This is a genomic window from Kitasatospora sp. NPDC001683 (genome assembly GCF_053596495.1).
On record NZ_JBSFGK010000023.1, the window covers coordinates 65,754 to 79,948 of the forward strand.

Here is a 14,195-nt window from a genome sequence, read left to right on the forward strand (position 1 = left end):
ACAGCCTAGTGGCGCCGCCGGGGGATGGTCTAGACCAAGTTGCGGGTGAGCGGGCGGGCTCAGCCCAGCCGCGCCACCGCCCGCACCGGCGCCCCGTCCGCCGCCACCAGCCGCAGCGGGAACAGCGAGACCTCGACCGGCCGGCCGGCCTGCTGCGCCTCCAGCAGCGCCCGCAGGTCGGTCAGGTTCTCGGCGATCACCCCGCCGCCCTCCGCCCCCAGCAGCACCCGGTGGGCGGCCAGCGTCGGCTCCTCCGCCGAGGCGTCGGGCCCGTCGTGCTCGTCGGTGAGGTCGGCGAGCAGCGCGGCCACCGCCCGGTCGTCCGGCCCCGGGTCGGGGGTGGGGTCCACGCTCAGCGCGTCCACCCCGACCGTCCGCACCCCGGCGGCCACGATCGCCTCGGCGGCGGCCGGGGTGAGGCTGGGGTGGGCCAGGTAGGCGTCGGTGCCCCAGTGCCGGGCCCAGCCGGTGGCCAGCAGCAGCACGGAGCCCTCGCCGCAGCGCTCCAGCGCGGGCGCCAACAGCTCGGGGGTGACGGCCGTACGGGGTTCCAGCCCGCGCAGGTCGGCCACCACGGCCGGGCCGGTGAACCGCTCCAGCGGCAGCCCGTCCAGGGTCGGCCAGGTGACGTCCACGTGGTACGGCGCGTCCACGTGCGTCCCGGACTGCGAGCCGAGGTGCAGGGCCAGCACGTTCACCCCGGCGGTGGCGGTGGTGAGTGCGGGCTCCAGCAGGACGGCCGGATCGCCGGGGTAGACCGGCATCGCGGTGGTCACCTGATGGGTGAGGTCGACGAGGGTCGCTGCCATGCGCCCATCCTCCCAGGGGCCGCGCCCCCGTGGGCCCGCTCCGCCGTGCCCGGGCCGAAGCCGCAGGTGGGGCCGGGACAGAATTGCCCCATGGGAACTGCGAAGCGTCAGCCGTGGGTGGTCGGGGTCTCGGGAGCGTCGGGGACGCCGTACGCGGCCTCGGTGATCCGGGCGCTGCTCGCCGCCGGTGAGGCGGTGGACCTGATCGTCAGCCGGGCGGCCCGGCTCACCATCCTGGACGAGACCGGCATCTCCTTCCGGGACGCCCACTGGCGCGCCGACCTCGCGCGCTGGCTGGGCACGGAGGACGGCCTGGACGACGTCCGCTACTGGTCCGCCGGGGACTTCGCGGCCGGCCCGTCCAGCGGCTCGTACCCCGCCAAGGGCATGCTGGTGGTCCCCGCCACGACCGGCGCGGTGGCCGGGATCGCGCTCGGCCTGAGCAAGGACCTGCTGCAGCGGGTGGCCAGCGTCACCCTCAAGGAGCGCCGTCCGCTCGTCGTCTGCGTGCGCGAGACACCACTCAACGGGGTGACGTTGAAGCACCTGGTGGAACTCGACGCGCAGGGCGCGGTCGTGCTGCCCGCCTCGCCCGGTTTCTACGCCGGCGGCTCCACCGTGCGCGAACTCGTGGATTTCGTGGCCGGCCGGGTGCTGGACGCCGTCGACGTGCCGCATTCCCTGTACCTGCGCTGGGAGGGCGAGTTGGGCGCGGCGGCCGGCAAGTCCGGCGGCGGGGACGGCGATCGGGCTGAGGGGGAGTAAGGAGACCGAGGGCGGGAGAGTATGTTCTCTGCGATATCCGGGTCGGTCAGCGCACGGCGCCTTTGAATCCGGATAATGATCTGTGGGTCTGGTGAGGTTCGGAAGGACGCGGACGGTATATGGACACGGTGGACAGACAGCTCATCCAGGCGCTCCGGGAGAACGGCCGTGCGTCCTACGCCGAGCTGGGCCGACTGGTCGGCCTCTCCGGCCCGAGCGTCACGGACCGGATCAACCGCCTGGAGCAGGCCGGTGTGATCACCGGCTACCGCGCGACGGTCAACCCGGCCTCGCTCGGCTTCGGCGTCACGGCCCTGATCGGCCTTCAGCTCACCGACGCGGCCGACCACGAGGACGTCGCGTTCCGGCTGAAGGACCTCAACGAGGTCGAGGACTGCTGGTTCATCGCGGGTGACGACTCCTACATGCTCAAGGTCCGGGTGGCCGACGTGGCCGGCCTGGAGTCGGTGGTGAAGCGGATCTCGGGCACCAAAGGCGTGGCCAGGACCCGCACCACCGTCGTACTCTCCACCAAGTGGGAGAACCGGGTGAGTGAACTTCCTCCTGTAGGAGAGTGACGCATGGCACTGGTCGGTCTGGAGGAACTGCGCGCCGCTCGGCAGCGGATCGCCGGGGTGGCGGTACGCACCCCGCTGGTCCCCGCCCCCTGGGCGTCCGAGGGCGAGCGGCGGCTCTGGCTGAAGCCCGAGAACCTCCAGCCGACCGGCGCCTTCAAGACCCGTGGCGCCTACAACCGGCTGGCCACGCTGACCGCGGACGAGCGCTCCCGCGGCGTGGTGGCCCAGTCCAGCGGCAACCACGCACAGGCGGTCGCGTACGCGGCGCAGCTGCTCGGCGTCAAGGCCGTGATCGTGATGCCGGACACCTCGCCCGCGGTGAAGGTGGAGGCCACCCGCTCGTACGGCGCCGAGGTGATCCTGGTTCCGCCCGGGGAGCGGGACACCCTGCCCGGCGAGCTGGCCGAGAAGCACGGCTACGTCTGGGTCCCGCCGTACGACGACCCGTTCATCCTCGCCGGCCAGGGCACGGTCGGCCTGGAGATCGCCGAGGACGCCCCGGCCGAACTGGACACCGTCCTGGTGCCGGTCAGCGGCGGCGGCCTGATCGGCGGGACGGCGGCCGCGCTCAAGCTCACCCGCCCGGGCATCCGGGTGATCGGCGTGGAGCCGGAGTTGGCCGCCGACGCGCAGGCCAGCCTGCGGTCCGGGCGCCGGGTGGAGTGGCCGGTCGCCGACACCTACCGAACCATCGCGGACGGGCTGCGCACCCCCTCGGTCGGCGTGCTGCCGTACGAGCACATCACCACCTACGTGGACGACATCGTCACCGTCACGGAGGACGAGATCCGCGCCACCGTCGCCCTGCTGGCCCGCCGCGGCCGGCTGGTCGCCGAGCCCTCCGGCGCGGTCGCCCCGGCCGCCTACTTCCACCGCGCCGCCGAGACGGGGGGTCAGACCGTGGCCGCCGTGGTCAGCGGTGGCAACATCGACCCGGGTCTGCTCGCGGAGCTGCTGTCGGCATAGGCGTACGCTCAGTCCGGCAAGGAATCGAATGTCGGAGGAGGCGGGTCACCGCATGGACGCAGGGCTCAAGCGCGAGCTGGAGGCGAAGGTCTACGCGGGTGAGCGACTGACCCGTGAGGACGGGATCGCGCTCTACGAGAGCGACGACCTGGCCTGGCTGGGCGGGCTGGCCCACCACGTGCGGACGCGGAAGAACGGCGACGTCGTCCACTTCAACGTCAACCGGCACCTCAACATGACGAACGTGTGCAGCGCGTCCTGCGCGTACTGCTCGTTCCAGCGCAAGCCGGGCGAGAAGGACGCCTACACGATGCGCATCGAGGAGGCCGTCCGCCTCGCCAAGGCGATGGAGAGCGAGTCCCTCACCGAACTGCACATCGTCAACGGCCTGCACCCGACCCTGCCGTGGCGCTACTACCCGCGCTCGCTGCGGGAGCTGAAGGCGGCGCTGCCGAACGTCTCGCTGAAGGCCTTCACCGCCACCGAGATCCACTGGTTCGAGAAGATCAGCGGCCTGTCCGCCGACGAGATCCTGGACGAGCTGATCGACGCCGGCCTGGAGTCGCTGACCGGCGGCGGCGCGGAGATCTTCGACTGGGAGGTCCGCCAGCACATCGTCGACCACGACACCCACTGGGAGGACTGGTCGCGGATCCACCGCCTCGCCCACGCCAAGGGCCTCAAGACGCCCTGCACCATGCTGTACGGCCACATCGAGGAGCCCCGCCACCGGGTGGACCACGTGCTGCGGCTGCGCGAGCTGCAGGACGAGACCGGCGGCTTCCAGGTCTTCATCCCGCTGCGCTACCAGCACGACTTCCACGACTCCAAGGACGGCGTCGTGCGCAACAAGCTGATGGCCCGTACCGAGATGGCCACCGGCGCCGAGGCGCTGAAGACCTTCGCGGTCTCCCGGCTGCTCTTCGACAACGTCCCGCACGTCAAGGTCTTCTGGGTGATGCACGGCGTCACGACCGCTCAGCTGGCGCTCAGCCACGGCGCGGACGACATGGACGGCTCGGTGGTCGAGTACAAGATCACCCACGACGCGGACAACTTCGGCACCCCGAACAAGCTCGGCCGCGAGGACCTGCTCGGCCTGATCCGGGACGCCGGCTTCCGCCCGGTGGAGCGCAACACCCGCTACGAGGTCATCCGCGAGTACGACGGTCCGGACCTGACGCGCCGCGAGACCCCGCAGGCGATGCGCCTCTGACCTGCGCACGCCTCTGACCTGCGCAGTCCCCGCCGCCCGGACCGCACCCGCGGCCCGGGCGGCGGCGCCTTCACGGCTCCCGCACGCGCCCCGGGTTTACCAACCGGTACGGCGTTTGGCAGGATCGACGGCATGTCCGGTTCTCATCGCGCCACCGAGTACCCGCCGTACGAGCCGATGCAGGAGCCGGTGTACGGGGTGCCGCAGCAGTCGCACGGGGCGCCGTACAGCGCGTACGAGCCGTACCCGCAGGGCGGCTACGGCGAGTACCAGCAGACCGCCGACGGGTACTACGAGGCGTACGACCAGCCGTTCCAGGCGTACCCCGCCGAGCCCGAACCGGCGTACCAGGAGTACCAGCAGTACCAGGAGCCGGTCCACGAGCCGGTCCACGAGCCGTACCTTCAGGAGCCGCTGCACGAGGAGCTCGCGCCCGTGGCGCCCCTCGCCTCCGTGACCCCGGCCGCGGCCCCCGCGCCCGGTGGCCGGGCCGCCGCCCGGGGGCGGCGGCGCAAGGCCAAACAGAAACGTCACGGCAAGGCCGTGATGGCCGGCACCGCACTGCTGGTCGCGGCCGCCGCCGGCTGGTACACCGTCGGCCAGGACGCTTCCAGGTCCGTCGCCACCGCCGCCGACGGCCCCGCCCCGGAGGGCGTCAGCAAGCCGGACCAGCCCGCACCGCCCGCCCCCGCCGCCGTCCAGGCCGCCACCGACCGGCAGTCCGCGCCCCCGGCCGCCGGCCGGAGCGAGACCCGCCCGGACGGCTCGCTGGCCGCGATACCCGGCCTCGGTGCCGCCTTCACCGCGAAGATCCCCGCCGCGACCACCCAGGTGGTGGTCGCCGCAGGCCAGGGCAAGGACACCGACAAGAACACCGTCACCCTGTGGACCCGCACCCCCGAGGGCCGCTGGCTGGCCGGGGAGACCTGGCAGGGCCACAACGGCAAGAACGGCTGGACCACCGACCACAACGAGGGCGATCTGCGCAGCCCGATCGGCGTCTTCGACCTCACCGACGCCGGCGGCCGCAACGACAACCCCGGCAGCAAGCTCCCGTACGACAAGGACCCGAGCTTCGTGGTCTCCGGGACGGGCTTCTTCGGCGACCAGCTGGCCGGCTCCTTCGACTACGTGGTCGCGATCAACTACAACCGGGTCGCCGGCAGCTCCCCGCTCGACATGCGCCGCCCGATGGGCACCAAGAAGGGCGGCGGCATCTGGCTGCACGTCGACCACGACGGCCCGACCCACGGCTGCGTGTCGATACCCGAGGACAAGATGGCCCAGCTGATCCGCACCCTGGACCCGGCCGCCCATCCGGTGATCGTGATGGGTGACGCCGCCTCACTGGCCGCCTGACCTCGGTGAACGCCCCGGGCCCAGGCGCCGCAAGGCCCTTGTGGAGCCCCTACAGATCGCCGGTGCGGATCCTGTAGCCGGTCATGCCCCGCTGACCAGCGGGTAACCCGGTTCCATGGCAGCATGAGCGGTTCGCGCATTGTGGCACTCGGCCACTACCAGCCCCCCAAGGTCCTCACCAACGACGACCTGGCGGCACTCGTCGACACCGATGACGAATGGATCCGCACCCGGGTGGGCATCCGCACCCGGCACATCGCAGAGGGCGAGACCCTGGTCGACCTCGCCACCGAGGCCGCCCAGAAGGCCCTGGCCAACAGCGGCCGGACGGCGGCCGAGATCGACCTGGTCGTGGTCGCCACCTGCACCGCGATCGAGCGCAGCCCCAACACCGCCGCCGCGGTGGCCGCCCGGCTGGGCGTCCGCTCGCCCGCCGCGTACGACGTCAACACGGTCTGCTCCGGCTTCTCCTACGCGCTGGCCACCGCCGACCACGCCATCCGGGCGGGGGCGGCGCGCCGGGCGCTGGTGATCGGCGCCGAGCGGATGTCCGACACGCTCGACTGGACCGACCGCTCCACCTGTGTGATCTTCGGGGACGGCGCGGGCGCCGCGGTGGTCGAGGCCCAGGAGGAGGGCGCCGAGCCGGGCATCGGGCCGGTGGTCTGGGGCTCCGAGCCCGAGCGGGGCGACGCCGTGGTGATCACCGGCTGGGACCCGGTGATCAGCCAGCAGGGCCAGTCGGTGTTCCGCTGGGCCACCACCCAGCTCGCCCCGCTGGCCCGCGAGGCCTGCGAGCGGGCCGGGCTCGACCCGTCGGAGCTGAAGGGCTTCGTCCCGCACCAGGCCAACCTGCGGATCATCAACGCGATCGCCGCCAAGCTGGGCCTCGCCGACGCGGTGGTGGCCCGGGACGTGGTCGACTCCGGCAACACCTCGGCCGCCTCGATCCCGCTCGCCTTCTCCAAGCTGGTCGAGCGCGGCGAGCTCTCCCCGGGCGACCCGGTCCTGCTCTTCGGCTTCGGCGGCGGCCTGGCCTACGCCGGCCAGGTCGTGCGCTGTCCGTGACTCGACCGTCGGCACCGGGCCCTAAGCGGCCTGGAGGCGAGCGGGCGAGTAACAGCACAAATGCCGGTGGGCGGGCACCCTGTGTGAGGGGTGCTCGCCCACCGGCATGTCTGGCGCGCGTGCGGAACGTCGGCGGACCTCCCCCGAGGACACGGCCGCCGTCCGTCGTACCCCGGACAGGAGGCCGGGGCTGCGCGCGGAGCGGATGGTGGATAAAACGGGCGGTGCTACTTGGGCGCCTTCTTGCCGGTGACGCCCAGGTACACCAGGGGAGCGAGGTTGGGTTTGAGGTCCTTGACCTTGACGCCCCAGGAGGTGAAGGCCTTCTGGTGCTCGGCCGCCGCGGCGAGCAGCGAGACCAGGGCCCCCGAGACGGCGTTCGGGTCGAGCGACTTGTCGGCCTGACCCTTCGCCTGGAGTTCCTTGACGGCCTCGGCGAGTGGCTTGGCGACCGCGTTGAGGACGGTCATGCGGATCTTGAAGAACCGCTTGTCCCCTTCCGCGGCACCGAGCGTGACCACTCGGAGAATGGCGTCGTTCTTGCGCCAGAAGGCGAGGAATCCGTCGACCAGTTCTTCCGAAGTGGTCGGTCCGGACTTCCCTGCCCAGGACTTTCCGGCCACCAGCTCTTTGAGGGTGTCGGCGTCCTTGGCCATTTCCTCGGCGATTTCGAGGACGGCGCCCTCGACATCCGGGAAGTACTGGTAGAAGGTCGCGGGGGAGGTACCCGCCATACGGGCGACGTCGATGACCTTGACGTCCCGATAGGGCGACGTGCTGAGCATCTCACGGAGGCAGTCGAGCAGCTTCTGCCGCGTCTCCTGTCCGCGTCGCCCGGCGACGCGACCGTCGACGGTGCGAACTTGTCCTGTCATGCCGTCAGCTTACCGTGGCACGATCTTGGCGCGATTCGGTGATGCGATTATTGCTCCGCATGGGGGGTTGCTATAGCGCCCCGAACCACTTCGGACGGATATTCACCGGTCTCGAAGCCGTCCTTGAAGCCCCCCCGTGTGCTTTTGACCCCATAGCGTGACGGCGAGTCCGCTGAGGGATGATCGAGTGACAGAGCGTGACCGGCTGCATGGGGTGACGAGTCGACGGTCCGGGCCCCGCGGCGCAAGTCGCGGCCGGAACGGGCGTCAGAATCCGGCCGTTCCGTCATCGCTGACCAGCGGACTGTCCCGGCGGCCGTCTCCGGTGGGGGAGGTTGGAGATGCGCCGGGCGGCATTGGAGAATCGGGTCCGGCACCACGCGGCGGGTGCGGACAACGGGGAGGTGGCTGCGGAGTGGACCAGCTGACGGCGCACGATCCGAGGCGGATCGGGCCCTTCGAGGTGCTGGGGCGGCTCGGCGCGGGTGGGATGGGGCTGGTCTACCTGGCGCGCTCCGCCTCGGGGCGCCGGGTGGCCATCAAGACCGTCCGGGGGGAGCTGGCCGAGGACGAGCTGTTCCGGGTCCGCTTCGCCCGCGAGATCGCGGCGGCCAAGACGGTCGGCGGCTTCTACACCGCGGCCGTGGTGGACGCCGACGCGGACGCCCGGGTGCCCTGGCTGGCCACCGCGTACATCCCGGCACCCTCGCTGGAGGACCTGGTCGAGGAGTGCGGCCCGCTGCCGGTGGAGGCCACCCGCTGGCTGGTCGCCGGCATCGCCGAGGCGCTGCAGTCCATCCACGCGGCCGGGCTGATCCACCGCGACCTCAAGCCCTCGAACGTCCTGGTGGTCGAGGACGGCCCCAAGGTGATCGACTTCGGCATCGCCTCCGGGGTCTCCAGCACCCGGCTGACCATGACCAACGTCGCGGTCGGCACACCCGCGTACATGTCCCCGGAACAGGCCCGGGACAGCCGGACCGTCCGGGGCGCCAGCGACGTCTTCTCGCTCGGCTCGCTGATGGTCTTCTGCGCCACCGGGCACCCGCCCTACCGCGGCTCCAACCCGGTCGAGACGGTGTTCCAGCTGCTGCGCGAGGAGCCGGACCTCACCGGCATGGCACCCGAGCTGATGGACCTGGTCCGCGCCTGCATGCAACAGGCGCCCGAGCGCCGGCCGACCCCGGCGCAGATCCAGGCCGAGCTGGCCCCGCACCTGTTCTCCCGGGACGACGCCTCCGGCGAGGCCGGCGACTGGCTGCCCGCGAACGCGCTGGAACTGATCGAGCGCAAGCGCGGCCGCCGTCCGAGCGCGCCGGCGCCCCGCCCGTACGCCGGCCCGGCCGAGCCGCCGCGGCCCTCGCACCCCCAGGCCCCGCCGCAGCAGCCGCCCGCGCCGCCGCAGCCCGTCGGCGCGGACGACCCGCGCACCTACCCGGGCGCCGGGCACGCGCCGCAGTCCGGGCCGGTGCACGCCGGCCCGCGGCCGGGGGGCCCGGACGAGGGGATCCCGACCGCGAAGATCCCCTCCAAGAACAAGCACCGCGCGCCCACCGGCGGCGTGGCCGTCGAGGTGCAACTGTCCGGCGCCTCGGTGCGGATAGGCCCGGGGCCTCGGGCCGAGCACGAGCAGCCCGGTCCGGGCACCGCCCCGGCCGCGACCGACTGGGTCCGCCGGGCGGCGGCGCCGACCCCGGCGCCGGTCCCTCCGTCGACCCCGGCCCCGGCGCCGTCCCCGGCTCCGGCCGCCCGCTGGCGCCCCTGGCGGTTCCGGATGTCCAACGACGTCTGGGGCACCCCGGTGGTCGCCGACGGCACGCTCTTCGTCTCCAGCTTCGAGGTGCACGCGCTGGACATCGGTTCCGGCGAGCGCCGCTACAAGACCCGGGACGTCGCCTGGGCGCTCGCGGTGGACGCCGGCCGGGTGCACGCCGCCGACGGCCCGCACCTGTACACCGTGGACGTCGCGGACGGCACCGAGCGCTGGCGCACCTCGCTGGACGGCTGGGTCTACTCGCTCTCCGCCGCCGACGGCGTGCTCTGCTGCGGCGTGCGGGGCGGCGGCGTCCAGCTGCGCGCGGCCGCCACCGGCGCCGAGCTGTGGCGCGCCGACGACGCCCAGCAGGACTACGAGAACCCGCAGTCCGGCCCGGTCCTGGTGGGCGGCCAGGCCTACTACTACGGCGCCGGTCGGCTGCGCTGCGTGGACCCGCGCGGGGCGGGCCTGCGCTGGTCCTTCCAGGTCGGCGAGGACGTGCCCTCGCACCCGGTCGAACGCGGCGGCGTGCTGTACGTGACGGCCGGCACCCGGGTGTACGCGCTGGACGCGGCCAGCGGGGCCGAGCGCTGGCGCTTCGACGCCCCGGTGGTGCTGTTCACCCCGCCGGCGCTGGACGGCGACGCGGTCTACGTGGCCGACTACCTGGGCACCGTCTACGCGCTGGACGCGGCCACCGGCCTGGACCGCTGGCGCGGGGTCACCGGCAGCCGCCAGGGCGCCGAGCCGGTGGTGGTCGGGGACGGCATGGTGCTGGTGGGCAGCGGCGAGGTGCTGTACGCCTTCGAGGCGGCGACCGGCCGGGAGCGCTGGCGCTACACCGCGCGCGGCGAGATCGTCGGCTCCCCGGCGGTGGCCGACGGCCTGGTGCACCTGGGCAGCCGGGACCACTCCTTGCACACCCTGGACCTGGCGACCGGTCAGCTGCGCTGGGAGCTCGGCACCAAGGGCGAGCTCACCGGCTCCCCGGTGGCGGTCGGCGGGCGGGTCTTCGTCGGCTCCAAGGACCGCTGCGTGTACGCGCTGGACGCCTACTACGGCACGGCGGTGCCCGCCCGCTGAGCGGGGCGGACACCGCCGTGCCGGTGGCGCTGCCCGGTGGTCAGGCCCTGCGGGCCTCGGGGTGGCGGCTGCACCAGCCATCCCAGGCCGAGGAGACCATGTCGGCCACGTCGTGGCGCGCGCTCCAGCCCAGCTCGCGGTGGATCAGGTCGGCGGAGGCCACCACCCGGGCCGGGTCGCCGGGGCGGCGCGGGGTCACCTCGGCGGTGGTGTCGTACCCGGTGACCTTGCCGATCACCTCGATCATCTCCTTGACGCTGACGCCCTCGCCGCGGCCGATGTTGAGCACCAGCGCGGTCTCCCCGGCCGGGTCGGCGGCCAGCCGCTTGGCGGCGGCCACGTGGGCCGAGGCGATGTCGGAGACGTGGATGAAGTCGCGGACGCAGGTGCCGTCCGGGGTCGCGTAGTCGTCACCGAAGACCCGCGGCGCCTCGCCGGCGGTCAGCCGCTCGAAGACCATCGGGATCAGGTTGAACACCCCGGTGTCGGAGAGCTCGGGCGAGGCGGCGCCGGCCACGTTGAAGTAGCGCAGGGCCACGGTGGACATCCCGTGGGCCTTGCCGGCCGCGGCGACCAGCCACTCGCCGGCCAGCTTGGTCTCGCCGTACGGGCTCATCGGCGCGCAGGGGGTGGACTCGGTGACCAGGTCGACGTCCGGCATGCCGTAGACGGCGGCGGAGGAGGAGAACAGGAAGCGCTTGACGCCGCCCTCGGCCGCGGCCTCCAGCACCGTCTGCAGGCCGATCACGTTCTCGCGGTAGTACAGGAACGGCTGCTCGACCGACTCGCCGACCTGCTTCTTGGCGGCGAAGTGCAGCACGCCCTCGATGCCGTGCTCGCGGATCGCGGCGTCCAGGACGGCGCGGTCCAGGGTGGAGCCCTCGATCAGCGGGACGCCGGCCGGCACTCGGGAGGCGTCGCCGGTGCTCAGGTCGTCCAGGACGGCGACGCGCTCACCGGCGTCGAGCAGCTGGCGGACGACGTGCCCACCGATGTAACCGGCACCGCCGGTGATCAACCAAGTCATGCGGCAATCCTAGGCGTTCGAATTCGGGCACCGGGCTCGGGCGAGTCGAGCCGACAATTCAGACAATTCGGTGAAATGCTGACAAAGATTCCCGTGCTCTCATGCCCGCGCCCTCGGCGTGGTGACGAATCGGAGGCAGCCAGGTGAGCCGAACGAAGGAACACAACCGCCCGCTGCCGGCCGGCCCCCGGCCGACCGGGCCCAAGGCGGCGCAGCGGCGGCTGCTCGGGCCGGGCGCGGTCGCGGTCATGACGGCGCTGGCGCTGGCGCTGGCCGGGTGCAGCAGCTCGGCCTCCTCGTCCTCCTCCACGGCCGCCTCCTCGTCCGGCACCACCAAGCAGGCCTCCTCCGCCCCCGGCGCCCAGCCCGGCGCTGCCAACCAGCTGCAGGACGCGTACCAGAAGGTGATCGGCGACGTGCTGCCCTCGGTGGTCCAGATCACCACCGGCGAGAGCCTCGGCTCCGGGATCGTCTACGACGACAAGGGCGACATCGTCACCAACGCCCACGTGGTCGGCAGCGCGACCGCCTTCACCGTCACCCTGGCCAACACCACCAAGGCGCTGGACGCCACCCTGGTCGGCAGCTATCCCGACGACGACCTCGCGGTGATCAAGCTCAGCAGCCCGCCCGGCGGCCTAAAGCCGGCCACCTTCGGCGATTCCAGCAAGGTCCAGCTCGGCCAGATCACCCTCGCCATGGGCAGCCCGCTCGGGCTCTCCAGCAGCGTCACCCAGGGCATCGTCTCGGCCACCGGGCGGACCGTCTCCGAGCCCCGCGGCGGCGGCTCGCCGGGCGCCACCATCGGCAACATGGTGCAGACCTCGGCCGCGATCAACCCGGGCAACAGCGGCGGCGCACTGGTCAACCTGGACAGCCAGGTGATCGGCATCAACACCCTCGCCGCGACCGAGCCGCAGACCAACGGCGCGGCCGCCCCCGGCATCGGTTTCGCCATCCCGGCGTCCACCATCACCAACATCACCGACCAGCTGATCAAGCAGGGCAAGGTCACCAACTCCGGCCGGGCCGCGCTCGGCATCACCGCCCGGACCAGCTTCAACCAGCAGTTCCAGCCGGCCGGCGCGGTCATCGTGGCGGTCAGCCAGGGCGGGCCGGCCGCCTCGGCGGGGCTCCAGCCCGGCGACGTCATCACCAAGATCGGCGACACCCCGGTCGACTCGCTGAACGCGCTCACCACCGCGCTCGCCTCGCTCACCCCGGGCAGCAAGGTGACCGTCACCTACGTCCGGGACGGCAACAGCAGGACCGCTGACGTCACGCTCGGCACGCTGGAGAGCAGCTCCTAGACCCGGCTCCCGCCGACCCCGGTGCGCCGCTCGACCCGCTCACCGCGCAAGGGTTCCGCGGGGCGGCCGGCGCACCGGACCGGCGCCGGGACCTCGTCCACCGCCTCGACGAGGTCCTGGCGCCTCTTCGTGCCCCCGGGGGCTCAGCGGCGGGCGGTGCGGGTGCGCCAGGGCAGCTCGACGGTGACGGTGGTCGGGCCGCCCTCCGGGCTCTCCACCAGGAACACCCCGTCCACCGCCCGGATCCGCTCGGCCAGCCCGCCCAGGCCGCTGCCCGGGTAGGGAGCGGCCCCGCCCCTGCCGTCGTCCTGGACCAGCACCATCAGCTGGTCGTCCGAACGCCAGACGTCGACCGAGGCGCTCCCGGCGCCCGCGTGCTTGGAGACGTTGGTCAGCAGCTCGCTGACAGTGAAGTAGGCGATGCCCTCGACGGCCGAGTCCGGGCGCTCGGGCTCGCCGTCCGGTCCGGCCAGGTCGACGTTCACCTTCACCCCGCCCGGGACGGTGCAGCGGGCCGCGACCGCGGACAGCGCCGCGTCCAGACCGCGGTCGGTGAGCACCGCCGGGTGGATGCCGCGGGCCAGGTCGCGCAGCTCCTGCAGGGCCAGCTTCACCTCGCCGTGCGCGTTGTCGACCATTCGGGTGGCGACCGCCATGTCCTCCTCCGTCTCCACCTCGCGCAGCCGCTCCTTGGCCATGCCGAGATCCATCGCCAGCGCGACCAGGCGGGCCTGGGCGCCGTCGTGCAGATCGCGTTCGATCCGGCGCAGGTCGGCGGCGGCGGTGTCGACCACGGTGCCGCGGTCGTCCTCCAGCTCGCGCACCCGTTCGGCCAGCGCGCCGGGGAAGAGCAGCGATTCGATCAGGATCCGGTCGATCGCCGCCATCGCGCGCACCACCACGGGCAGTACCGGCCACAGCACGATCACCGAGACCAGGGACAGGGTGAAGCTCAGGATGCCCCAGGGCAGCATCAGCACGTTGTAGAGCGCCGAACGCCAGTTCAGCAGGTCGGTGAGCTGGGCGATGGTGTAGGCGACCGCGCCCGGGCGGCGCGGCTTCACCGGCTGCGGCTCGTCGATCCGCGAGCCGTACGCCGAGCGGGCCCGGCGGCGGCCCAGCGCGCCCAGGGCGCGGGAGCCGGCCAGCCCGGCGGCCAGCACCGGCAGGCCGATCACCGTGACCGACAGGCCCAGGCCGACCGAGAGTGCGGTGACCGAGAGCACGAAGCCGGCGATGCCCAGCGGCAGGTTGAGCATCAGCTGCCCGACCTGGTGCCACATCCGCGCGCCGTACAGCGGCGGACGCTCCATCCGAGCGTCCTGCTCCTTGACGGCGTCCACGGCGCGGCGGTGCAGCGACTTCATCGGAATCATCAGTCCC

General features: G+C 72.8%; 12 protein-coding genes. 8 read left to right on the forward strand and 4 right to left on the reverse strand.

The window, feature by feature from the left end:
* Positions 1–59: 59 nt before the first annotated feature.
* On the reverse strand, positions 60–809 hold the full coding sequence (locus tag ACWCYO_RS15205) for a cyclase family protein (protein WP_270146395.1): 750 nt from the start codon (positions 807–809) through the stop codon (positions 60–62).
* A 90-nt stretch (positions 810–899) separates the two neighbouring features.
* Here ACWCYO_RS15205 and ACWCYO_RS15210 point away from each other — a divergent pair, with 90 nt between their 5' ends.
* The 6 genes from ACWCYO_RS15210 (at position 900) to ACWCYO_RS15235 (ending at position 6,761) form a co-directional block, all read left to right on the forward strand.
* A complete protein-coding gene (locus ACWCYO_RS15210; RefSeq protein WP_270146396.1) occupies positions 900–1,574 on the forward strand; it encodes a UbiX family flavin prenyltransferase in 675 nt (224 codons plus the stop codon).
* A 119-nt stretch (positions 1,575–1,693) separates the two neighbouring features.
* Positions 1,694–2,152, forward strand: a complete 459-nt coding sequence (locus ACWCYO_RS15215; protein WP_030055719.1) for an Lrp/AsnC family transcriptional regulator — start codon at positions 1,694–1,696, stop codon at positions 2,150–2,152.
* A gap of 3 nt (positions 2,153–2,155) precedes the next feature.
* Complete coding sequence (locus ACWCYO_RS15220; protein WP_449784486.1) at positions 2,156–3,118, forward strand: threonine ammonia-lyase; 963 nt, start codon at positions 2,156–2,158, stop codon at positions 3,116–3,118.
* A 52-nt stretch (positions 3,119–3,170) separates the two neighbouring features.
* Positions 3,171–4,334 carry an aminofutalosine synthase MqnE gene (gene mqnE / locus ACWCYO_RS15225; RefSeq protein WP_449784487.1) on the forward strand — a complete coding sequence of 388 codons (1,164 nt, stop codon included), beginning with the start codon at positions 3,171–3,173 and terminating at the stop codon, positions 4,332–4,334.
* A 132-nt stretch (positions 4,335–4,466) separates the two neighbouring features.
* Positions 4,467–5,693 carry a L,D-transpeptidase family protein gene (locus ACWCYO_RS15230; protein WP_449784488.1) on the forward strand — a complete coding sequence of 409 codons (1,227 nt, stop codon included), beginning with the start codon at positions 4,467–4,469 and terminating at the stop codon, positions 5,691–5,693.
* 123 nt (positions 5,694–5,816) lie between these two features.
* Positions 5,817–6,761, forward strand: a complete 945-nt coding sequence (locus ACWCYO_RS15235) for a beta-ketoacyl-ACP synthase III (RefSeq protein ID WP_270146399.1) — start codon at positions 5,817–5,819, stop codon at positions 6,759–6,761.
* A 227-nt stretch (positions 6,762–6,988) separates the two neighbouring features.
* Here the strand turns inward: ACWCYO_RS15235 and ACWCYO_RS15240 are convergent, their stop codons facing one another.
* Positions 6,989–7,636 carry a TetR family transcriptional regulator gene (locus tag ACWCYO_RS15240; protein ID WP_270146400.1) on the reverse strand — a complete coding sequence of 216 codons (648 nt, stop codon included), beginning with the start codon at positions 7,634–7,636 and terminating at the stop codon, positions 6,989–6,991.
* Positions 7,637–8,051: 415 nt separating this feature from the next.
* Between ACWCYO_RS15240 and ACWCYO_RS15245 the strand changes: the two genes are divergently transcribed.
* Complete coding sequence (locus tag ACWCYO_RS15245; protein ID WP_270146401.1) at positions 8,052–10,475, forward strand: serine/threonine-protein kinase; 2,424 nt, start codon at positions 8,052–8,054, stop codon at positions 10,473–10,475.
* A gap of 40 nt (positions 10,476–10,515) precedes the next feature.
* On the opposite strand, the gene galE is transcribed toward ACWCYO_RS15245, so the two are convergent.
* A complete protein-coding gene (gene galE, locus ACWCYO_RS15250) occupies positions 10,516–11,502 on the reverse strand; it encodes a UDP-glucose 4-epimerase GalE (protein WP_270146402.1) in 987 nt (328 codons plus the stop codon).
* Positions 11,503–11,750: 248 nt separating this feature from the next.
* On the opposite strand from galE, the gene ACWCYO_RS15255 reads away from it, so the two are divergent.
* Positions 11,751–12,812, forward strand: a complete 1,062-nt coding sequence (locus ACWCYO_RS15255) for a S1C family serine protease (RefSeq protein WP_449784504.1) — start codon at positions 11,751–11,753, stop codon at positions 12,810–12,812.
* A gap of 143 nt (positions 12,813–12,955) precedes the next feature.
* Here ACWCYO_RS15255 and ACWCYO_RS15260 read toward each other — a convergent pair whose 3' ends face one another.
* Positions 12,956–14,179 carry a sensor histidine kinase gene (locus ACWCYO_RS15260; protein ID WP_405000823.1) on the reverse strand — a complete coding sequence of 408 codons (1,224 nt, stop codon included), beginning with the start codon at positions 14,177–14,179 and terminating at the stop codon, positions 12,956–12,958.
* Positions 14,180–14,195: the final 16 nt, after the last annotated feature.